The sequence below is a fragment of the Streptomyces sp. NPDC051913 genome, assembly GCF_044593635.1.
GTDB lineage: Bacteria > Actinomycetota > Actinomycetes > Streptomycetales > Streptomycetaceae > Streptomyces.
This window is the reverse complement of record NZ_JBIUCI010000039.1, coordinates 1-22,012: the sequence shown is the minus strand read 5'-3', so window position 1 is coordinate 22,012 and position 22,012 is coordinate 1. Positions and strand designations below refer to the sequence as shown.

The window sequence follows — 22,012 nt, the reverse complement described above, 5'->3', positions numbered from 1 at the left end:
CAACTGGACACCGCAGGCATCGAGGCCGACGAACTGACCGTCCACACCCCCGACCTCGACGACGTCTTCTTCGCCCTCACCGACGACACCAACCAGCCGAAGGGAGCTGTGCGATGAGTGCCCTCGCCCTCACCGTGCGCGACTCGTCCACGATGGTGCGGCGCAATCTGCTGCACGTGCGCCGCTATCCGTCCATGACGCTGAACCTGCTGCTCACCCCGGTCATGCTGTTGCTGCTGTTCGTCTACGTCTTCGGCGACGTCATGAGCGCCGGCATCGGCGGCAGTGCCGACCGCTCCGCCTACATCGCCTACCTGGTGCCGGGACTGCTGCTGATGACGATCGGCGGCACCACGATCGGCACCGCGGTGTCCGTCGCGATGGACATGACCGAGGGCATCATCGCCCGCTTCCGCACCATGGCCATCCACCGCGGCTCCGTGCTCGTCGGACACGTCGTGGGAAGCGTCCTGCAATGCGTGATGAGCGTGGTCCTCGTCGGCGCGGTCGGTGTGGCCATCGGCTTCCGCTCCACCGACGCCACCGTCCTGGAATGGCTCGCCGCCTTCGGACTCCTCACCCTCTTCGCCCTCGCACTCACCTGGATCGCCGTCGGCATGGGACTCGTCAGCCCCAACGCCGAAGCCGCCTCCAACAACGCCATGCCACTGATCTTCCTGCCGCTGATCTCCAGCACCTTCGTGCCGGTCGACGCGATGCCCGGCTGGTTCCAGCCCATCGCCGAGTACCAGCCCTTCACCCCGGCCATCGAGACCCTGCGCGGACTCCTCCTCGGCACCGAGATCGGCCACAACGGCTGGCTCGCCCTCGCCTGGTGCCTGGGGCTCGCGGTGCTCGGCTACCGCTGGTCCAAGGCGGTCTACGACCGCGACCCCAAGTAGCCGCTGCCGCCTCCTGTACGACGAAGGGCCGGGCCACCTGAGGTGGCCCGGCCCTTCAATCCGCTACCGCGTCGCAGACACCGTCACTTCTTGCGGCGACGCCCACCGCGCGCCTGCTTACGCCGCTCCGCGCGCGTGAGACCGTCCGCCTCGGAGCGCACCGGCTCGTCGTCGTCGGCGAACTCGCCCTCGACGACACCGCCCTCGCCGTCCACGGTCGGCGCGGAGAAGTGCAGATCCCGACGCTGCGGGGCGTCGAGCCCCTTGGCGCGGATCTCCGGACGCGCACCGGCCTGCGCCGGGACCGAGTCCTGCTTCTCCAGCGACGGCGCGGCATCCTCGACGGGGACCTCCTCGACCTGCTGCTCGACCTGGACCTCCAGGTTGAACAGGTAGCCGACGGACTCCTCCTTGATGCCCTCCATCATGGCGGTGAACATGTCGAAGCCCTCGCGCTGGTACTCGACCAGCGGGTCCTTCTGCGCCATCGCGCGCAGGCCGATGCCCTCCTGGAGGTAGTCCATCTCGTAGAGGTGCTCGCGCCACTTGCGGTCCAGGACCGACAGCACGACCCGGCGCTCCAGCTCACGCATGATCTCGGAGCCGAGCTGCGCCTCACGCGCCTCGTACTGCTCGTGGATGTCGTCCTTGATGGACTCGGAGATGAAGTCGGCGGTCAGCCCGGCCCGGTCGCCGGCCGCTTCCTCCAGCTCCTCGACGGTGATCTTCACGGGGTAGAGCTGCTTGAAGGCGCCCCACAGCCGGTCGAGGTCCCAGTCCTCCGCGAAGCCCTCGGCGGTCTCCGCGCCGATGTACTCGTCGATGGTGTCGTCCATGAAGTGCACGACCTGCTCCTGGAGGTCCTCGCCCTCCAGGACGCGGCGCCGCTCGCCGTAGATGACCTCACGCTGGCGGTTGAGGACCTCGTCGTACTTCAGGACGTTCTTACGGGTCTCGAAGTTCTGCTGCTCGACCTGCGACTGGGCCGACGCGATCGCGCGCGTGACCATCTTGTTCTCGATCGGCACGTCGTCCGGCACGTTCGCCATGGACATCACGCGCTCGACCATCTGAGCCTTGAACAGACGCATCAGGTCGTCGCCCAGCGACAGGTAGAAGCGGGACTCGCCCGGGTCGCCCTGACGGCCGGAACGACCGCGCAGCTGGTTGTCGATACGACGCGACTCATGCCGCTCGGTGCCCAGCACGTAGAGCCCGCCGAGGTCCTTGACCTCCTCGAACTCCGCCTTGACCGCCTGCTCGGCCCGCTCCAGGGCGGCCGGCAGGGCGTGCGCCCACTCCTCGATGTGCTCCTCGGGGTCGAGGCCGCGCTGGCGCAGCTCCGCCTCGGCGAGGTCCTCGGGGTTGCCGCCGAGCTTGATGTCGGTACCACGGCCGGCCATGTTGGTGGCCACGGTGACGGCCCCCTTGCGGCCGGCCTGGGCGACGATCGTCGCCTCCCGGTCGTGCTGCTTGGCGTTCAGCACCTCGTGCTGCACACCGCGCTTGCTGAGCTGCTGCGAGAGGTACTCGGACTTCTCGACCGACGTCGTACCGACGAGGATCGGCTGGCCCTTCTCGTGCTTCTCGACGATGTCGTCGACGACCGCCTCGAACTTCGCGACCTCGGTGCGGTAGATCAGGTCGGACTGGTCCTTGCGGATCATCGGCCGGTTGGTCGGGATCGGGACGACGCCGAGCTTGTAGATCTGGTGGAACTCGGCGGCCTCGGTCATGGCCGTACCGGTCATGCCGGACAGGCCGGGCTGTTCCTTGCCGTCGTGGTCGTGGCGCTTGTAGAGGCGGAAGAAGTTCTGGAGGGTGATCGTGGCGAGCGTCTGGTTCTCGTCCTTGATGTCCACCCCTTCCTTCGCCTCGATCGCCTGGTGCATGCCCTCGTTGTAGCGGCGGCCGGCGAGGATACGGCCGGTGTGCTCGTCGACGATCATGACTTCGCCGTCCATGACGACGTAGTCCTTGTCCTTCTTGAAGAGCTCCTTCGCCTTGATGGCGTTGTTCAGGTAGCCCACCAGAGGCGTGTTCACCGACTCGTAGAGGTTGTCGATGCCCAGCCAGTCCTCGACCTTGGCGACACCGGCCTCGTGGATGGCGACGGTGCGCTTCTTCTCGTCGACCTCGTAGTCGCCGGTCTCCTCGACGCCCTTGAGGGGGTTGCCGGCCTCGCCCTTCTTCAGGCGGGTGACCAGCTTGGCGAAGTCGCCGTACCACTTGGTGGCCTGGTCGGCCGGGCCGGAGATGATCAGCGGCGTACGGGCCTCGTCGACCAGGATGGAGTCGACCTCGTCGACGATGGCGAAGTTGTGGCCGCGCTGGACGAGCTCGTCCTTGGACCACGCCATGTTGTCGCGCAGGTAGTCGAAGCCGAACTCGTTGTTCGTGCCGTACGTGATGTCGCACGCGTACTGCTCGCGACGCTGGGCCGGCGTCATGTTGGCGAGGATGCAGCCGACTTCCAGACCCAGGAACTTGTGGACCCGGCCCATCATCTCGGAGTCGCGCTCGGCCAGGTAGTCGTTGACCGTGATCAGGTGAACGCCCTTGCCGGACAGCGCGTTGAGATAAGCGGGCAGGGTGCCGACGAGGGTCTTGCCCTCACCGGTCTTCATCTCGGCGACATAGCCGAGGTGGAGGGCCGCGCCACCCATGATCTGCACGTCGTAGTGGCGCTGGCCGAGGGCGCGCTTGGCGGCCTCGCGCACGGTGGCGAACGCCTCGGGGAGCAGGTCGTCCAGCGTCTCACCATCGATGTACCGCTGCTTGTACTCATCGGTGAGGGCCCGCAGCTCGGCGTCGGAGAGGTCGACGAAGTCCTCTTCGATGGAGTTGACCTGGTCCGCGATGCGGTGCAGCTTGCGCAGGATCTTGCCTTCGCCTGCACGCATGATCTTCGAGAGGACGGACACGGGGGTTGGTCTCCTTGCCGGTCGGGCCTGGGACGGTCGGTTTCCATTTGACTTGACTGAGCAACGGCCATCGTATGCGAGGACATGGCCACGCCGGGAGCCTGCCGGGGACGCCGACGGTCCGCTGCTTCAAATCTCCGTCAAAGGGGACAACGGCCGGGGGTCACCGATGGTGCCGCCCTCCCTCGACGAATTGCGCGAAAAGTGATCACGCGCTCACACACCGCAAAAAGATGGCGCTTGTCGTGAATCCCCGAGCAGAATCGGCCGATGGAACCCGTCACGCTCACCACCGGCCGCCTCCTGATGCGCACGGTCGGCCCGCCGGACACCGACACCGTGTACGAGGCCGCTCAGGATCCCGAGATCCAGCGCTGGACCACGATCCCCTCGCCCTATCTGCGCGAGCACGCCGAGAGCTTCACGGACCAGCACGTTCCCGACGGCTGGGCGAACGGCTCCAGTCTCACGTGGGGCCTCTTCCTCCCCGAAGGGGAGGAACTGGTGGGCATGCTCGGCCTTTCCATGCGTTCCATGAGCGCGGCGGAGGTCGGTTTCTGGGGCACGAAGGAGCACCGGGGCAACGGCTATGTCACCGAGGCCGTCCTCGCCGCGTCCCGCTGGGCCTTCACCCAGTTGTCGATCGACCGCGTGGAATGGCGCGCCGAGGTCGGCAACCGTCCCTCGCGCGCGGTGGCGGAGCGGTGCGGTTTCACCGTCGAGGGCGTGCTGCGTTCCGGCCTCGTCCACCAGGGCGTGCGCCGGGACTGCTGGGTGGGCTCGCTGCTCCCGTCGGACCTGGGTCTGCCCTCGACGGCGCCGTATCTGCCGGCGCGTTCCGAGCTGTCGTAGCGATGGCGCAGCTCACGCCCCGTTGTCAGTGCCACCGCCTATCGTCCGCATCATGACGACCCCGCGTCCCTCGACCGAACTGACCGCCGACGAAGCCCGCCGCATCGCCCTGCGCGCCCAGGGTTTCCTCGGCACCCCCGACCGCCGCTCCGGCGTCCGCGGCGTCCTGCGCCACCTGGGCGCGGTCCAGCTCGACACCATCTCGGTCCTCGCCCGCTCCCATGAACTCATCCCCTACGCCCGCCTGGGAGCGGTCGGCCGCAAGACCGTCGAGAACGCGTACTGGACCGAGACCCATGCTTTCGAGTACTGGTCCCACGCGGCCTGCATCCTCCCCATCGAGGAATGGCCGCACTTCGCGTTCCGCCGCCGCGCCTACCGCAGCCGCCCGCACTGGAACCACGACCTCCCCGAGGGCACCTACGAGCAGGTCATCAAGCAGCTCCGCACCGAAGGCCCCCTCACGGCCACGGAGTTGGGCGGCGCGAAGAAGACCAGCGAGTGGTGGGACTGGTCGGGCACCAAGGTCGCCGTGGAGCGTGCCCTCATGTACGGCGAGGTCGTCTGTGTGGAGCGCCGCGGCTGGAAGCGGGTGTACGACCTCGCCGAGCGCGCGGTCCCGCAGTCGCTGCTGCACGACGAGCTGGACGACGCCGAGTGCCTGCGCCGCCTGGTCCGCCTCGCCGGTCAGTCCCTCGGCGTCGGCACACGCGCGGACATCGCCGACTACCACCGCCTCAAGGCCGAGCAGGTCGACGCGGTGATCGCCGACTCGGGCCTGGTCCCGGTCACGGTCGAGGGCTGGGGCAAGCCGGCGTGGGCCGACCCAAAGGCCCTGGAGACCCCGCCGCGCGGCCGCCACCGTACGACCCTGCTGTCGCCGTTCGACTCCCTGATCTGGGAACGGGCGCGTACGGAGCGGATCTTCGGCTTCACCCACCGCCTGGAGGCCTACGTCCCCAAGCCGAAGCGGATCCACGGCTACTTCGCGATGCCGGTCCTGGCCGGCGGCCGTCTCGTCGGCCGCGTGGACCCGGCGCGCGAGGGCAGCACCCTGGTGGCCCGGCAGGTCACGCTGGACGGCCCGAAGGCGGTCCCGGCGATCGCCCAGGCGCTGGTCGAGGCGGCGAGCTGGGTGGACTGCACGGACGTACGCGTGGAGCGGGTGGACGCGCCCGAACTGCGTGCGCCCCTCACGAAGGCGCTAGCGGATCTCTAGGATCTTCTCCCGCATCGCATAGACGACGGCCTCCATCCTGGAGTGCAGCTGCAGCTTCTCCAGGATGTTGCGCACATGGTTCTTCACGGTGTTCTCGGAGATGAACAACTCCTTGGCGATATCGCGGTTGTTCATTCCGGTGGCGACAAGCTTGAGGACTTCCAGTTCCCGGTCGGTGAGCCGCGGTGCGGGCACCAGCCGACGCTCGTCGGTCCGCTGGATCATCGACTTGAACTCGGTGAGCAGCTTCGACGCCATGGACGGGCTGATCTGCGACTGTCCGTCGGCTACCGCGCGAATGGCGGTCGCCACCTCGTCCGTGGAGATCTCCTTGAGGAGATAACCGGTCGCGCCGGCCTTGATCGCGTCGTAGAGGTCGGCTTCCTCGTCGCTGATCGTCAGCATGATGATCTTCGCGCTGGGCGCGACCTCCTTGATGGAGGTGCAGGCCTCGATACCGCCCCGCTTGGGCATCCGTACGTCCATCAGGACGATGTCGGGCAGCAGGTCGGCGGCCTTGTCGACGGCCTCGGCGCCGTCGCCCGCCTCGCCCACGACCTGGATGTCCTCCTCGGCCGCGAGCACGATCTCCAGTCCCCGCCGGAAGAGGGCGTGGTCGTCCACGACCAGGACACGGATCGGCTCCTTGCGTGGTGAGCCCGTGTCCGGGCCCATGTCGGTAACGCCGTCGTCGGCGTCCCCGTCATGCATCGGTCCGAAACTGTCCGCCATCGTTCCTCCCCCTGAAGGCTGTGGCTGGTCCTGTGCCATCGCCAACCCAAGGCAACGGCCCAGCGGTTGGGCCGGTGCGGCCATGATTCCATGCCCGGACGACACCGCGGTGACCGAGCGGGGCGCGAAGTGGTCGCACACCGGTGCCCCTGGGGGCGCACACGCGCTCCAGGGGCACCGGCTCAGCCGTCAGCCGGGCGGTCAGCCACCCAGCGTGCCACCGGCCGCGGGAGGCTGCGCCTGGGCGACCATCGGGTCCGTGCTGAGGTGGATGACGCCGTAGTCGTAGGCGTGCCGTCGGTAGACGACACTCGGTTCCTTGGTCTCGGAGTCGACGAACAGATAGAAGTCGTGGCCGACCAGCTCCATCTCGTACAGAGCCTGGTCGAGGGTCATCGGGGAGGCGACGTGGGTCTTCTCGCGGACGATGAGGGGGCCTTCGCCCTTCACTTCCAGCGAGCCGATCTTCTTGGTGGGGACGCCGTCCGGCTCTTCCTCCTGGACGGGGTGGCCGTTGCCGTTGAGCGTCGCCGCGCCGGGCACGTGGTCGGGGACCTCGGCGGCCGAGATCCGGCGTGCTCCGCGCCGCGAGAAACGCTTGTCGTGCTGCTTGCGCAGCCGGGCGTCCAGCTTTTCCGCCGCCAGGTCGAGCGCCGCGTACGGATCGCTTGCCGCCGCCTCCGCCCGGATCACCGGACCGCGGGAGCGGAGCGTGATCTCCACTCGGTCACAGCGGTCGGCCTGTCGGGGGTTGGGCTCCTTGGACACCTCGACGTCGAGGCTGATCACCTTGCCGTCGAGCTTCTGGATCTTCTCCAGCTTCAGCTTCTCGGCCACGTGCTTGCGGAACCGCTCGGGCACCTCGGTCTTGCGGCCCTTGACGACGATGTCCACGCAGAACTCCGTTCCCGGATCACTCCGCTCCAACGGCGGAGCATCTCCCTTTTGCACCAGGTTCCGGTGACCCCGGAACCTCGGACTCGGTGACTTCCACCTCCTCCCCCGCGGGCAAGATCTCCACTCCACCAGCGCGGGTGACAGTGAAAAAACCCGCAGCACGGCAATCGGATATGAGAGGGGTGGCCTGCGCCTTTCCTCACAACCGAACATATCTCGCCCGGACGGATGTCGTCACCCTCTACCGCGGCGTACCTCCGTTCAGGTGAATTGGTCCTCTCATTACCTGCAACGATGCAAGTTCACAGTCAGTTCCGGTTTATTTCGAAGGCATCCGGCGACGCAGCGACCACAGCCGCGCAGATGACGCCACCGACGCCTTCACTGCGGCTCAGGCCCGCCATTCCCGCCCCGCCGAGCCGGCGATCCCCCATACGCACCTCCACCGATCCGCCCATCCGTTCCTCTCTGCCTTCCCGAGCCACCGCCCGATACACGGCACCCCCGGCACTTCCGCACCCAAACGGCTCCCCACTCGACCCATTCCCAACCACCCCACCCCCTCCATACGACCAGCTCACCCCCAAACCCTCACCCCCCACACCCCCCAACCCCAAGCCCCCGACCCCGCACATTCCCCCCGCCCCGTCCCGACCCCCGCGGTCGAAGCTGGCCCCGCCACACGCAACCTGCGCCGCCCCACTCCCCCCGCCCCCCTCGACCTGGTCGCCCCCAGAGCCCACCTCTTCGTCCGCCCCACACAGCCCACCCGCCGCCATCACCCCGCTCCCACCGTCCCCCGAAGCCCCGGCACCCGCACACCTGGCCGGCCCCGCTCCAACGCCCCCACACCCCACCTGCGCCACCTCGCTGCGATCGCCCGTCGCCATCACTCCGCCGCCCCCACTCCGACCACCCCCCTCAACCTCGGCACCCCCACAGCCCACCTGCGCCGCCCCACAGAGCCCGCCTTCCGCCATCACCTCACCCCCACCACTTCCACCGTCCCCCGCCGCCCCGATACGCCCACAGCCCACCCCCGTCGCCCCGGGCAGCCCACCCTCCGCAACCACCCCACCCAGCGCTCCCCGGCCGTCCCCCACCACCCCGACGCGCCCACACCCGGCCTGCGTCACCCCACACAGCGCACCCTCCGCAACCACCCCGCCCCCACTCGCCTCGCCCGGCCTCCGCCACCCCGCGGCGGGCGCCCCGACCGCGCCCCCGCAACCCCACTCCGTCGCCCCGCGCCGGCCGCTCTCCTCCGCCATCGCCCCGCGCCGGCCGCTCTCCTCCGCCATCGCCGCCCGTACGGCCCGCGCGGCCTCCGCCAGGGACGCGCCCGTCGTCATGACGTCGTCGACGAGCACGACCGGCCCGTCGAGCAGCAGCCGCCCACCGCCGGGAACCACGGCAAGCGCACCGGCGAGATTGTCCAGCCGTTCCCTGGAGTTGAGCCCCGCCTGGTCGGCCACAGCGCGCCGCTGCCGCAGCACCGCGAGCACCCTCGCCGGTACCCCACCGCGTCGCAGCTCCGCGGCCGCCGCCAACGCGATCCGCCGAGCCGGATCATGCCCGCGCGCCGCCACCGCCGTACGCGAGGACGGAACAGGCACGAGCAACACGGCCCCACCCGCGCCTCCGGCCCTCGCCCCAACGCCCCTGACGCCCAACGACACACCCGCCCCGCGCTGCACCCGGGCCTCCGCGGACGCCCCTACCGACGCACCGTCCCTCGCCACCGCACCGCGGCCCCCGGCCGGAACATCGCCCCGCGCCGCCACCACACAGCGGCCCGCAGCCGACTCCCCACCACCCGCCACCACACAGCGGCCCGCAGCCGACACCCCACCCCCCGTCGACCCGCCACAGCCCCCACCCCACGCCCCACCGCCACAGCCCCGCACCCGCGCCGGCCCCCGCACCCCCGCCAGTGCCTGCGCATCTGCATCCGCCCCCGCCAGCCCCGCCCTGACCGCCCCCGCCAGAGCCGCCCCCAGGGGCGCCGCGAGCGCCAGCGCTCCGCGTTCCTTGTGGGCCAGCAGTACTGCCCGCACCTCGTCGGCATACGGAGCCGCCGCATGAACCACCGGCAGCCCCGTCGGCTCCGGCACCGGTCGCACCCGGCGCGGTGCGCTCCCGTTCAGGACGTCACGGCACTCCGGACACAGCACCGCGCGAGGCCTCCCGCAGCCTCCGCACTCGCCCGGCAGCACCAGATCGGTGAGATCCCGCCACCACCCCCGCATGCCCACCACTGTGCCCGCACCGGCCTCGACCGACCACCCCTGTGGACAACCCCCTGTGGACAACCGATCACGGTGCGCACAGGCAGGTCAGACGCAGGCAGGCGGACACAGCCCTCCGCACCCCACGAAGAGCCGCACCCCAGCCCTCACCTACCCGGGATAGACCGGCGCCGTCCCGTCCTTGACCACCTGCTGCCACTTCGACCCCGACGAGAGCCGGACGATGCCGTCCTCCTCCGAGTAGGCGACCAGCGGCAGTTGCTCGTCCTCGGACGCGGCCAGGGCCTTCACCCCGGTGAGCGCGGCGGGCGCCGACCCCACCGGAGTGGAGCCGTCGACCTGGACGTACGCCATCTGCTGCACGCCACCCTGTTCGCGGCCCACCAGCACCAGTCGGCTGTCGCCCGCCCAGGACATGGCGGTGACCTCCTCCAACTGCGGTGTCACCGAGCGGAGTTCGACGACCGAGACGCGGCCCTCGTCGGCCTTGTCGTCGCGCTCGACGCGCCCGACGTAGAGGGACTTCTTGCCGCCCTTGTCGACGATGAGCGCGATCCGCACCCCGTCGGCCGCCGTCCGCACCGCCTCGATACGCCCGTCGAGTCCCGGAGTCGAGACCTCGACCGGATCGCCCGCGCCGTCCTTCAGGAACAGCAGCCGCGGACGGTCCGGATCACGGTCCGCCACCCACAGGTTGCCGTCGCCGTCCCAACTGGGCGCGGTGAGACGGTCGTTCTGCGTCTTGCCATCACTGTGCAGCACCGCCTCGCCGAGCGAGGCACCGGACACCAGCGACCCGACGTACAGCGAACCACCGTCGAGCGTGACCCCGGCCGCCCGGCGCTCGTCCCGGGACACCGCCGCCGACCGCAGCTCCTTGGTGCCCTCGCCGAGCGCGCCCGGAACCGGCGCGACGGCGTCCGTGCTGCTGCTCCCGCTCACGAGCCGCACCAGCCGGTGCTTGGCGTCGAGGAAGTACTGGTACTCGTCCTCGCCCACGCCGAGCTCCACCGCGTTCTCGGCGTCGCTCTCGTCGAGCAGGCACAGCTGGGTGCCGTCGGAGCTCTGCAGCGCGACCTCCTTCACCCCGGTAGGGGTGAGGTCCCGCAGTGTGAAAAGGAGTTGGGCGGCCATCTCCCGGCACCTGCCCGCGCCGACCCGGTTCGGCTTGGCGTTCAGCGGCACCGTGAGCCGGTTTTCCTCGTCGGGCGTCAGCGAGGTGACGCCCTTCTTCAGCTTCAGTTCCGTCCCCGTGGGGAAACTCGACCTGACGACCGGGTCGAGCCAGCGCGAGGGGCCCGCGAGCAGCAGCCGTACCGTCTGCGTCATCGGGTCGACCTTCTTGCGGATGTACACGGGGTCGGCGACGGCCACGGGCTGACCGCCCGCGACGGACGGCGTGTTCGAGGCGAAGTAGTACTTGTTGACCGATGTGTAGTTGCGCAGGAAGTCGGACTTGCCGATGACGACGCCCGGCGGCGGCACGTCGATGCGCCACTGCCGGCTCTTCTTCTCCCGGATGAGGTGCAGCACCTTGTCGTAGCTGCCGGAGGCGGGCGCGTACGTCTGCCGCCCGTCCATGGTGGCGGCCTTGTCGCCGTACAGCCGGAACGAGGACTCCAATGTCGCGTCCCGGCCGTTGGACCCCTCCGGGGTCGCCCCGGGCCCGTCCTCCAGCACGGTGAGCGACGACTCGGGCTTCCATGCCTTCGCGGCGTCGGCCGTCAGATACTTCTTCGCCGTCTCGAAATGGGGATCGTCGCTGGTCAACGCCTCAAGGAAGCCGTCGACGATCTCCCTGGCCCCGGCGTTCTCCCGAGGCTCCAGCGCGAAGACCCGCACCTGTGTGTCCTGCCTGGGCGTGGACTCCACGTCGCGCAGATCGCCGCTGTCCGGCATCGAGGCGCACCCGGCCAGCAGTACGGCACCGCAGACGGCGTACGCCGCCGTGCGCACATGCGCCCGCCGCCGACCGCCGCCCCCCACACGGTCAGCGCCCACGGCTGGCCTCCCCTTGCTTGCTGCGGTCCTCCGACCCGGCGTTCCGGGCATCGGGCGATGCGGCGTCCGTCGAGGACGCCTCCTGTGGCGGCGCGTCCGGGCCGGTGGCGCCGTCGTCCACCGGTCGTGCGCCCCCGGCGGGCCCCGTGGGCCGCGGCACCACGCGCGCGCCGTTGCCGGGCAGCGCGGTGGGGTCGGCGGTGGGGGGCGCGGCGTTCAGCCGGGGCGTGAGCGGCGCCCGCGCGGGCGTCTGCTCGCCCGACGTCTGCACCGGTACGGTGGCGCGCTTCTCCCCGTCGTCCGCCCCGCGCGGCAGCCCGGCGTCGTTGAGTCCACGGTTACGCCGTGAGTCCTTGGGTTCCAGCGGTATCGGCGAGCCCCTCAGCGGCTCGTCCGCGGTCCGCGGCAGCGTCAGCCGGAACTGTGAGCCGCCGCCCGGCTCGCCCCACGCCTGGAGCCAGCCGCCGTGCAGCCGTGCGTCCTCCAGGGCGATGGACAGCCCGAGCCCCGTACCGCCGGTGGTACGCGCGCGTGCCGGGTCGGCCCGCCAGAAGCGGCTGAACACGCGCGTGGCCTCGCCGGGCTTGAGCCCGACCCCGTAATCGCGCACCGCGACCGCGACCGCGCCGCCCGCGGAGGCGAGCTTGACGACGACGTCCCGGCCCTCACCGTGCTCCACGGCGTTGACGACGAGGTTGCGCAGCACCCGCTCCACACGCCGCGCGTCGGCCTCGGCGACGACGGGCTGCTGGTCGCCCCGCACCTGTATCCGCGTGCCCTTGCGCTCGGCGAGCGGCGCGGCCCCGCTGACGACCCGCTGCACGACCTCGCGCAGATCGATCGGCTCCGCCTCCAGCGCCGCCGCGCCCGCGTCGAACCGGCTGATCTCCAGCAGGTCGGCGAGCAGCGACTCGAACCGGTCCAGCTGGTCGGCGAGCAGTTCCGCCGACCGCGCGGTCACCGGGTCGAAGTCCTCGCGCGCGTCATGGATGACGTCCGCGGCCATGCGTACGGTCGTCAGCGGCGTCCGCAGCTCGTGCGACACGTCGGACACGAACCGCCGCTGCATCCGCGACAGGTCCTCCAGCTGCTGGATCTTCAGCTGAAGGTTCTGCGCCATCTTGTTGAAGGCCTCACCGAGGCGGGCGATGTCGTCCTCGCCGGTGACCTTCATCCGTTCCTGGAGGCGCCCCGCGGAGAGCCGCTCGGCGATCCCGGCCGCCATCCGCACGGGCGTGACGACCTGGCGCACCACGAGCCAGGCGATGGCCCCGAGGAGGACGACCACGAACAGCCCCGCCGTCGCCAGCGTCCCCTTGACCAGGCTCAGCGACTTCTCCTCCTGGGTGAGCGGGAAGAGGTAGTAGAGCTGGTACGGGTCACCGTTCGGGTCGTCGACCTGCTTGCCGATGATCAGCGCCGGCTGTGACTCGGTGCCGTTGGTGTACTGGATGCGGGTGTACTTCTGGGCGGCGAGGGCGCTGTCGCTGTCGACGCGCTCCCGCAGGTCCTCGGGGACGCTGGCGGTGGGGTCGACGAGGCCTGAGGCGCGCGGCCCGCGGCCGCCGCTGTCATCGCCGGCGGCGGGCAGTGTGACGACGTCGAAGGCGCCCTGGCCGCCGCTGGAGAGCGACTCCACGAGGTCGCCCATCCATGAACTGACGTTCTGGTTGGCGCGGCCGTCGGCGCCCGCGCCGTCCTCACCGTCCGCGCTCAGCGCGGTGTCGGCCTTCTGCTTGGCCGACGCGAAACCGCCGGTGGCCTGGCTCTGCGAGGCCTTCACCTTGGCGTCCAGCAGGCCGTTGCGCACCTGCCCGATGACGACGAAGCCGAGCAGGAGTACGACACCCAGCGACATCAGCAGGGTCGTGGCCACGACCTTGAGCTGGATGTTGCGCCGCCACAGCCGCATGACGGGCAGCAGAGGCCGACGCACCCAGCGCATGAACAGTCTCAGGACCGGACTGCCCTGAACCCCGCCCTGGAGCAGCCCGCCCTCGAAGAAGCGCCCCCATCGGGAGCCCGCGGGCTTGCGTCCGACAGGCCGCCCCGCATCCACCCCGGTCCGCCCGGGCGACGAAGCGGCACTGTCTCCGGACATGTCAGCTGGGTCCTGCCTTGTATCCCACACCACGGACGGTCACCACGATCTCGGGCCGCTCCGGGTCCTTCTCGACCTTGGAGCGCAGCCGCTGCACGTGAACGTTGACCAGCCGGGTGTCGGCGGCGTGCCGGTAGCCCCACACCTGTTCGAGCAGCACCTCGCGCGTGAACACCTGCCACGGCTTGCGCGCGAGCGCGACCAGCAGGTCGAACTCCAGCGGCGTCAGCGCGATCGACTGCCCGTCCCGCTTCACCGAGTGCCCGGCCACGTCGATGACGAGGTCACCGATGGCGAGCTGCTCGGGCGCGGGCTCCTCGGACCTCCGCAGCCGCGCCCGGATCCGCGCGACCAGCTCCTTCGGCTTGAACGGCTTCACGATGTAGTCGTCGGCGCCGGACTCCAGCCCGACCACCACGTCAACGGTGTCGCTCTTGGCCGTCAGCATCACGATCGGCACACCCGACTCGGCCCTGATCAGCCTGCACACCTCGATGCCGTCCCGTCCAGGCAGCATCAGGTCCAGCAGCACCAGGTCGGGTTTGCTCTCCCGGAACGCGGCCAGCGCCTTGTCGCCGTCGGCTACGAAAGACGGCTCAAAACCTTCACCACGCAGCACAATGCCGAGCATCTCGGCCAGTGCGGTGTCGTCGTCGACGACAAGGACTCGTCCCTTCATAAACGACATCATCCCATTCTCATAACAGTGACGAAGGCAGTGGTGAGGTACGTCACCGGCCAGTGACCTTAGTCGTACCGGACGGTCACTGTCTGCCTCCGCCGTCCGGACCGGCCCTGGCTACCCACTCAGAGCCTCCACGACGAACAGGAACGCCCCCGCGCCGATCACGGCGAGGACGACCAGCCCCACCACCAGCAGCGAGCAGCACGAGGCGAGCGCCACCGTGCCCCACGCCCGCCGCACCGCCCGCCGGTAGTCGCTGTCGTCGTCCCAGTCCGGCTCCGTCACACCGCTCCCCCTCGCCATGAAACCCACCCCTCCGAACGGCCCCCGTCCGCCGAAGCCGGGGCTGAGTCCCACCGCCCCGGCCCCGGTCCCTCCCGCTCGGCCCCGATCAGCCGATCGCCACCTGCGGCGACCTCGCACAGACCTCGGCCAGCGCCTCCGCCGTCACCGGCGACACCGTGCCCTCCTCCGTGACGATCGCGGTCACCAGCTCGGGCGGGGTCACATCGAACGCCGGGTTGTACGCCTGCGTCCCCAGCGGCGCCACCGGCACCCCGCCGCCCGCACCCGTCACCGGCGCCTGCGGCACCGCGACCTCGGTGACCTCGAACCCGGCCCGCTGCTCCACCTCGATGGACGCCCCGTCCGGCGTGTCCGGATCCACCGTCGTCACCGGCGCCACCACGATGAACGGCACATGGTGGTACCGCGCCAGCACCGCGAGCGGATAGCTCCCCACCTTGTTCGCCACCGACCCGTCGGCCGCGATCCGGTCCGCCCCGATGAGCACCGCGTCCACCTCGCCCGCCGCGAACAGCGAGCCCGCCGCGTTGTCGGTGAGCAGGGTGTACGCCATACCGGTGCGCGCGGCCTCGTACGCCGTCAGCCGGGCGCCCTGGAGCAACGGCCGTGTCTCGTCCACCCACAGCCGCCTCAGTCGCCCCGCCCGCTGCGCGGCCAGCGCCACCGCGAACGCCGTCCCCTCACCGCCCGACACCAGCGAACCGGTGTTGCAGTGCGTCAGGATCCGGTGCCCGCCACCTGGCAACAACTCGTCCAGCAGCGCCAGCCCACGCTCCGCCATCCGCGCGCTGGCCTCGGCGTCCTCCCGGTGCAGCGCCCGCGCCGCGGTCAACGCCGCCACCGCGGCCTCCCCGACGTCACCGCTCCTGGCGAGTTCGGCCCGGTAGGCGGACTGCGCCCGGCGCACGCCCACGGCCAAGTTCACCGCGGTCGGCCGGGCACCCGCCAGCGCCGTAGCGGCGTCGTCCACGTCGAAGCCCCGGGCGGCGGCGAGCGCGACCCCGTAGGCGCCCGCGATCCCCAGCAGGGGCGCACCGCGCACCGCGAGCGAGCGGATCGCCTCCACCAGCGCGGGCGCGTCCGTACAGACCAGTTCGACCTCCTCTGCCGGCAGCCTCGTCTGGTCCAGCAGGACCAGCACAGGACCCTCGGGTGGCTCGTCCCAGCGGATCGCCGGTATCTCGGTCGGCCGGTTGTCCTCGCCGGATTGCGCGTACTGATCAGCCATGCGGTCAGTCTGCCCCGTATCCGGCGGACAATTGAAGGTGTGCAGCCGATACCGCGGCCGGTCCCCCGGTGACCACCCCATGGCACGATGGCTGCCAACCTGCCGCCGCGACCGCGGACGGGCACCGTGAAGGAGCGACGATGAAAGACACTCCGGGCTGGGCTTCGCCCGGATCTGCCCCGTCCGACGGGCAGGAGCCCGGTGCGTCCGGCCCTGCCGAGCCCGCGGACCGCCCCGACCCCTCGCAGCAGCCGGGCCAGGACCCGCACGGCTCGAAGTGGTCCAAGGAGCAGCCGCCTCCCGCACAGTGGTCCGCCCCGACCGGACCGCCGGCCCCCGGCCAGACCCCACCGCCCCCTCCGCCCGGCCCGGGCTGGGGCAACCGCCCCCCGTCCGGCCCCAACGGCCCTGGTGGCTACGGCGGTTACGGGGGACACGGCGGCTACGGAGCTCCCGGCGGCGGCTGGGGCAACGGCTGGGGCGGTCCGCCGCCCGCCGCCAAGCCCGGCGTCATCCCGCTGCGCCCCCTCGGCGTCGGCGAGATCCTCGACGGCGCGGTCTCGACCATGCGCACCTACTGGCGCACGGTCCTGGGCATCTCCCTGACCGTCGCCGTCGTCACCCAGATCGTCGTCATCCTCCTTGAGGGCCTGGTCTTCAACGACACCAGCACCGAGGCCCTCGAAGACCCCAGCGCCACCCTCGACGAGCTCACCCGCGCCATGGGCGACGCCATGCTCAGCTCCGGCGTCGTCTTCCTGATCTCGCTGATCGGCACGATCGCCGCGACCGCCCTGCTCACGACCGTCACCAGCCGTGCCGTCCTCGGCAAGTCGGTGACCACCGGCGAGGCGTGGCGCGATGCCCGCCCGCAGGTCGCCAAGCTGTTCGGCCTGATCTTCCTGCTGGTGCTCATCGCCTTCGGCGTCGTCGCGGCCGGCACTCTGCCGGGCATCCTCGTGGCCATCGCGGGATCCGGCGACGGGGGAGCGGCCCTCGCCGTCCTCGGCGGCCTCGGTGCCGGCGTCGTCGCCCTGTGGCTGATGGTCCGCTTCTCCCTCGCCTCCCCCGCGCTGATGCTCGAGAAGCAGGGCATCGTCAAGTCGCTGAGCCGCTCCGCGAAGCTCGTCCGCGGCTCCTGGTGGCGTGTGTTCGGCATTCAGCTGCTGGCCACGATCATCGCCAACGTCGTCGCGTCGATCGTCGTCATCCCCTTCGCCTTCCTCGCCGCCGCACTCAGCGGCGACGGCTTCACCGGGTTCCTCAACAGCGGCGGCGACCTCGGCTGGACGTTCCTGGTCGTCAGCGGGATCGGCTCGGTGATCGGCGCCATGATCACCTTCCCGATCACGGCGGGCGTCACGGTGCTCCTCTACATCGACCAGCGCATCCGCCGCGAGGCCCTCGACCTCGACCTGGCCCGCGCGGCCGGTGTCCAGGACCACGGCACCGGCACACCCGGCACCACCCCCGGAGGCTGATGCGGTGAGCCTGACGGGGGGAGTTCTCACATCGGTACCGCTGCTGTCCCGCGCGGCCGTCCGCGTCGGCGACACCGTCACGCAGTCGTCGGCGCGCTCCGGCGACGAACCTCCCGTCACCGTCCCGCGTGACCCCGCGCGGGAGGCGGCTCGACGCGAGCTGTCCAAACGCATGTACCACGAGAACGACCCCGGCTGGTTCCAGCGTGCCCTGAACGCCTTCTGGAAGTGGGTCGGCGACCTGTTCGACACGGCCGCGACCGCGGCCCCCGGCGGAACACTCGGCCTGGTCGTCATCATCGTGGCCGTACTCGCCGTCCTGGGCGCCCTGTGGTGGCGCCTCGGCAGCCCGCACCGCGAACCCGCCTCCTCCGCCGCCCTGTTCGACGACCGCCCCCGCAGCGCCGCCGAACACCGCGCCGCCGCCGAGGCCCACGCCGCCCAGGGGCACTGGAACCAGGCCGTCCAGGAACGCATGCGCGCCATCGTCCGCTCCCTGGAGGAACGCGCCCTGCTCGACGTCCGCCCCGGCCGCACCGCCGACGAGGCCGCCGCCGAAGCCGGCCGCACCCTGCCCGCCCACACCGACCGACTGCGCGCCGCCGCCCGGGACTTCGACGACGTCACATACGGCGGACGCAGGGCGAGCGAGCAGGCGTACCGCCGCATCGCCGAACTCGACGAGGACCTGGAGCGCACCAGACCCCAGCTCACCAGCAGCATCCCCAGCGCGGCCCACACCACCCGCCAGGGAGCCGCCGGATGACCACCGAGGCCACGCTCCCGTCCACCTCGGTCTCGCCCACCGCACACCAGCTGTGGACCCGCTCGCGAGGCATCGCGCTCGCCGCCGTCCTGCTCGTGGCGGCGGCCGTCGCGATCGCCGTGATCCGCTCCGACGCCCGCCACGGCACCCTCGACCCGCGCGCCGTCGACGACCACGGCAGCCGCGCCGTCGCCGAACTCCTCGCCGACCGGGGCGTGTCCACGCGCGTGGTCACCACACTGGACGAGGCACGCGCCGCGGCCGGCCCGGACACCACCCTCCTCGTCGCGGCCCCCGACCTGCTGACGCACCGTCAACAGAGCGTGCTCCACTCCGCCACCGCCACCTCCGGCGGCCGTACGATCCTCATCGCCCCCGGCAGCTGGTCCATCGGCCGACTCGCCCCCGACGTCACCGCGGACCCCGCCACCAGCATCAACTCGACCCTCGCACCCGACTGCGACCTGCCCGCCGCCCGCCGCGCCGGCGCCGCCGACACCGGCGGCATCCGCTACACCACCACCCGCCTCGAAGCCGAGGCCTGCTACCCGAGCGAGCGCCTCGCCACCCTGCTGCGCATCCCTGCGACCGGGGACGGCGACACCGTCGTCCTCGGCGCGCCCGACATCCTCTACAACGACCGCCTCGACGAGCAGGGCAACGCCTCCCTCGCCCTCCAACTCCTCGGCTCCCGCCCCCATCTGGTCTGGTACCTCCCCTCGCTCTCCGACGCGTCGGCCGCCGACCCGGACGACGAACGCAGCTTCTTCGACCTGCTTCCCTCGGGCTGGAAGTGGGGCACCCTGCAACTCTTCGTCGCCGCAGCCCTCGCCGCCCTCTGGCGGGCACGCCGACTGGGCCCCCTCGTGCCCGAAAAACTCCCCGTGGCGATCCGCGCCTCCGAGACCGTCGAAGGCCGCGCCCGCCTCTACCGCAAGGCCAACGCCCGCGACCGCGCGGCCGCCGCTCTTCGCTCCACCACCCGCACCCGCCTCGCCCCCCTCGTAGGCGTCCCCGTCACCCAGGCGCACGCACCCGAGGCCCTGCTCCCCGCACTGTCCGCCCATCTCCGCGGCGACGGACAGACCCTGCACGCCCTCCTCTTCGGCCCGCCGCCCAGCGACGACACCGCCCTCGTCTCCCTCGCCGACCAACTCGACGCCCTCGAAAGAGAGGTACGCCGTCCATGATGGCCCCGACCACTGACAACGCCGGGTACCCCGGGGACCCGAGCGCCGCCCGGGCCTCCCTGGAAGCCCTGCGCGCCGAGATCGCCAAAGCCGTGGTCGGCCAAGACCCCGCCGTCACCGGCCTCGTCGTCGCCCTCCTCTGCCGCGGACACGTGCTACTAGAAGGAGTCCCCGGAGTCGCCAAAACGTTGCTCGTCCGCGCCCTCGCATCCGCACTGGAACTCGACACCAAACGCGTCCAGTTCACCCCCGACCTCATGCCGAGCGACGTCACGGGCTCCCTGGTCTACGACACCCACTCCGCCGAGTTCTCCTTCCAGCCCGGCCCCGTCTTCACCAACCTCCTCCTCGCGGACGAAATCAACCGCACGCCTCCCAAGACCCAGTCGTCCCTCCTCGAAGCCATGGAGGAACGCCAGGTCACGGTCGACGGCACCCCCCGCCCCCTGCCCGACCCGTTCCTGGTGGCAGCAACCCAGAACCCGGTCGAGTACGAGGGCACCTACCCCCTCCCCGAAGCCCAGCTGGACCGTTTCCTCCTCAAACTCACCATCCCGCTGCCCTCCCGCCAGGACGAGATCGACGTCCTCACCCGCCACGCCGAGGGCTTCAACCCCCGCGACCTACGAGGCGCCGGCGTACGCCCGGTCGCGGGCCCGGCGGACCTGGAAGCAGCTCGCGCGGCGGTGGCCAAGACCACCGTCTCCCCGGAGATCACCGCCTACGTGGTCGACATCTGCCGCGCCACCCGCGAGTCGCCGTCCCTCACCCTCGGCGTCTCCCCTCGTGGCGCCACAGCGCTCCTCGCGACCTCGCGCGCGTGGGCATGGCTCACGGGCCGCGACTACGTCATCCCCGACGACGTGAAGGCCCTCGCCCTCCCCACCCTCCGCCACCGCGTCCAGCTGCGCCCGGAGGCCGAAATGGAGGGCGTGACAGCCGACTCCGTCATCCACGCGATCCTCGCCCACGTCCCCGTCCCCCGCTGATGGCACTCACCGGACGCGCCGCACTCCTGGCGGCCCTCGGCTCGATTCCCGTCGGCATCTGGGACCCCGGCTGGACGGGTCTCCTCGCCGTGAACGGCCCCCTGGCAGTGGCCTGCGCCTGCGACTTCGCCCTCGCCGCACCGGTACGACGCCTGGGCCTGACCCGCTCAGGCGACACCTCCGTACGCCTGGGCGAGGCAGCCGACGTGACCCTCATGGTCACCAACCCGTCAGGCCGCCCTCTCCGCGCCCACCTGCGCGACGCCTGGCCCCCCAGCAGCTGGCTCCCCGACACAGAGGTAGAAGCCTCCCGCCACCGCCTCACGGTCCCCGCGGGCGAACGCCGTCGCGTCACCACCCGCCTACGCCCCACCCGCCGGGGCGACCGCCAAGCAGACCGAGTGACGATCCGTTCCTACGGCCCCCTCGGCCTGTTCTCCCGGCAAGGCACCCACAAAGTCCCGTGGACGGTACGCGTCCTGCCCCCCTTCACCAGCCGCAAGCACCTCCCGTCCAAACTCGCCCGCCTCCGCGAACTCGACGGCCGCACCAGCATCGTCACCCGAGGCGAAGGCACAGAATTCGACAGCCTGCGTGAATACGTTCCCGGCGACGACACCCGCTCCATCGACTGGCGCGCGACCGCCCGCCACTCCACGGTCGCCGTACGCACCTGGCGCCCCGAACGCGACCGCCACATCCTCCTGGTCCTCGACACCGGCCGCACCTCAGCAGGCCGCGTGGGCGACGCCCCGCGCCTGGACGCCTCGATGGACGCCGCCCTGCTCCTGGCAGCACTGGCCTCCCGCGCCGGCGACCGCGTAGACCTCCTCGCCTACGACCGCCGAGTACGCGCCCTGGTCCAGGGCCGCACCGCGAGCGACGTCCTCCCCTCCCTGGTCAACGCGATGGCCGCCCTCGAACCGGAACTGATCGAAACAGACGCACGCGGTCTTACGGCCACCGCACTCAGGACGGCTCCCCGCCGCTCCCTGATCGTGCTGCTGACCTCCCTCGACGCCGCCCCGGTCGAAGAGGGCCTGCTCCCCGTCCTCTCCCAGCTCACCCAACGCCACACGGTCCTCCTGGCATCAGTCGCCGACCCGCACGTCTCCCGCATGGCCAACTCCCGTGGAAACACCGACGCCGTCTACGAGGCAGCAGCCGCGGCGCAGGCACAGAGCGAACGACATCGCACCGCGGAACAACTCCGCCGCCACGGTGTCACTGTCGTCGACGCGACACCCGATGACCTGGCGCCGGCCCTGGCCGACGCTTACCTGGCTCTCAAGACAGCAGGACGCCTGTAATCCAGAACTCAAGGAGCCCGACAAGGGTTTCCGTTTCCTCCGGAAACACAAAAAAGGCCCACGCCTTACGGCGTGGGCCTTTTCTAAAATTTGTTCGGCGGCGTCCTACTCTCCCACAGGGTCCCCCCTGCAGTACCATCGGCGCTGTAAGGCTTAGCTTCCGGGTTCGGAATGTAACCG

At 70.9% G+C, this 22,012-nt stretch carries 16 protein-coding genes, 1 rRNA gene and 2 pseudogenes; 9 read left to right on the top strand and 10 right to left on the bottom strand.

Going from position 1 to position 22,012, the window contains the following annotated elements; translation table 11 throughout:
* Positions 1-117, top strand: a pseudogene (locus ACIHIX_RS47475) (ABC transporter); the annotation flags it as partial.
* A complete protein-coding gene (locus tag ACIHIX_RS47470; RefSeq protein ID WP_399966908.1) occupies positions 114-902 on the top strand; it encodes an ABC transporter permease in 789 nt (262 codons plus the stop codon). The pseudogene ACIHIX_RS47475 and the gene ACIHIX_RS47470, both read left to right, overlap by 4 nt.
* Positions 903-985: 83 nt before the next feature.
* Here the strand turns inward: ACIHIX_RS47470 and secA are convergent, their stop codons facing one another.
* On the bottom strand, positions 986-3,826 hold the full coding sequence (gene secA / locus ACIHIX_RS47465; RefSeq protein ID WP_399966907.1) for a preprotein translocase subunit SecA: 2,841 nt from the start codon (positions 3,824-3,826) through the stop codon (positions 986-988).
* A 270-nt stretch (positions 3,827-4,096) separates the two neighbouring features.
* Here secA and ACIHIX_RS47460 point away from each other — a divergent pair, with 270 nt between their 5' ends.
* Both ACIHIX_RS47460 and ACIHIX_RS47455 read left to right on the top strand, forming a co-directional pair.
* On the top strand, positions 4,097-4,678 hold the full coding sequence (locus tag ACIHIX_RS47460) for a GNAT family N-acetyltransferase (RefSeq protein WP_399966906.1): 582 nt from the start codon (positions 4,097-4,099) through the stop codon (positions 4,676-4,678).
* A gap of 52 nt (positions 4,679-4,730) precedes the next feature.
* The gene (locus ACIHIX_RS47455) at positions 4,731-5,897 is read left to right on the top strand and encodes a winged helix-turn-helix domain-containing protein (protein ID WP_399966905.1); all 1,167 of its coding nucleotides are present in this window, start codon (positions 4,731-4,733) and stop codon (positions 5,895-5,897) included.
* Here the strand turns inward: ACIHIX_RS47455 and ACIHIX_RS47450 are convergent.
* The 8 genes and pseudogenes from ACIHIX_RS47450 to mtnA all read right to left on the bottom strand — a co-directional run bounded on the left by ACIHIX_RS47450 (position 5,883) and on the right by mtnA (position 16,096).
* Entirely contained in the window at positions 5,883-6,629 is a 747-nt protein-coding gene (locus ACIHIX_RS47450; RefSeq protein ID WP_399966904.1) for a response regulator, read from the bottom strand. The genes ACIHIX_RS47455 and ACIHIX_RS47450 overlap by 15 nt on opposite strands.
* 201 nt (positions 6,630-6,830) lie before the next feature.
* On the bottom strand, positions 6,831-7,523 hold the full coding sequence (gene hpf, locus ACIHIX_RS47445) for a ribosome hibernation-promoting factor, HPF/YfiA family (protein ID WP_399966903.1): 693 nt from the start codon (positions 7,521-7,523) through the stop codon (positions 6,831-6,833).
* 1,961 nt (positions 7,524-9,484) lie between these two features.
* Positions 9,485-9,775 (bottom strand): annotated as a pseudogene (locus ACIHIX_RS47440) (ComF family protein); the annotation flags it as partial.
* Between the two features lie 150 nt (positions 9,776-9,925).
* Positions 9,926-11,776 (bottom strand): LpqB family beta-propeller domain-containing protein, encoded by a 1,851-nt coding sequence (locus ACIHIX_RS47435; protein WP_399966902.1) that lies wholly within the window; start codon positions 11,774-11,776, stop codon positions 9,926-9,928.
* The gene (gene mtrB, locus ACIHIX_RS47430; RefSeq protein WP_399966901.1) at positions 11,766-13,877 is read right to left on the bottom strand and encodes an MtrAB system histidine kinase MtrB; all 2,112 of its coding nucleotides are present in this window, start codon (positions 13,875-13,877) and stop codon (positions 11,766-11,768) included. The genes ACIHIX_RS47435 and mtrB overlap by 11 nt, the downstream gene beginning before the upstream one ends.
* Position 13,878: 1 nt before the next feature.
* Positions 13,879-14,568, bottom strand: a complete 690-nt coding sequence (gene mtrA / locus ACIHIX_RS47425; RefSeq protein WP_187284748.1) for a two-component system response regulator MtrA — start codon at positions 14,566-14,568, stop codon at positions 13,879-13,881.
* Positions 14,569-14,676: 108 nt separating this feature from the next.
* Complete coding sequence (locus ACIHIX_RS47420; protein WP_399966900.1) at positions 14,677-14,847, bottom strand: hypothetical protein; 171 nt, start codon at positions 14,845-14,847, stop codon at positions 14,677-14,679.
* Between the two features lie 106 nt (positions 14,848-14,953).
* The gene (mtnA, locus tag ACIHIX_RS47415) at positions 14,954-16,096 is read right to left on the bottom strand and encodes an S-methyl-5-thioribose-1-phosphate isomerase (RefSeq protein ID WP_399966899.1); all 1,143 of its coding nucleotides are present in this window, start codon (positions 16,094-16,096) and stop codon (positions 14,954-14,956) included.
* A 140-nt stretch (positions 16,097-16,236) separates the two neighbouring features.
* Between mtnA and ACIHIX_RS47410 the strand changes: the two genes are divergently transcribed.
* From ACIHIX_RS47410 to ACIHIX_RS47390, 5 genes are read left to right on the top strand one after another with little or no spacing between them, the layout of a single operon-like run.
* Positions 16,237-17,577: a hypothetical protein gene (locus ACIHIX_RS47410; RefSeq protein ID WP_399966898.1), complete on the top strand. Its 1,341-nt coding sequence runs from the start codon at positions 16,237-16,239 to the stop codon at positions 17,575-17,577.
* Positions 17,578-17,581: 4 nt separating this feature from the next.
* Positions 17,582-18,343 carry a DUF4129 domain-containing protein gene (locus tag ACIHIX_RS47405; RefSeq protein WP_399966897.1) on the top strand — a complete coding sequence of 254 codons (762 nt, stop codon included), beginning with the start codon at positions 17,582-17,584 and terminating at the stop codon, positions 18,341-18,343.
* Complete coding sequence (locus ACIHIX_RS47400; RefSeq protein WP_399966896.1) at positions 18,340-19,533, top strand: DUF4350 domain-containing protein; 1,194 nt, start codon at positions 18,340-18,342, stop codon at positions 19,531-19,533. Before ACIHIX_RS47405 ends, ACIHIX_RS47400 begins: the two co-directional genes overlap by 4 nt.
* Positions 19,533-20,522 carry an AAA family ATPase gene (locus ACIHIX_RS47395; protein ID WP_399966895.1) on the top strand — a complete coding sequence of 330 codons (990 nt, stop codon included), beginning with the start codon at positions 19,533-19,535 and terminating at the stop codon, positions 20,520-20,522. The genes ACIHIX_RS47400 and ACIHIX_RS47395 overlap by 1 nt, the downstream gene beginning before the upstream one ends.
* A complete protein-coding gene (locus ACIHIX_RS47390; protein ID WP_399966894.1) occupies positions 20,522-21,832 on the top strand; it encodes a DUF58 domain-containing protein in 1,311 nt (436 codons plus the stop codon). The genes ACIHIX_RS47395 and ACIHIX_RS47390 overlap by 1 nt, the downstream gene beginning before the upstream one ends.
* Positions 21,833-21,924: 92 nt before the next feature.
* Here ACIHIX_RS47390 and rrf read toward each other — a convergent pair.
* Positions 21,925-22,012: ribosomal RNA gene (rrf, locus tag ACIHIX_RS47385) — 5S ribosomal RNA — on the bottom strand; the annotation flags it as partial.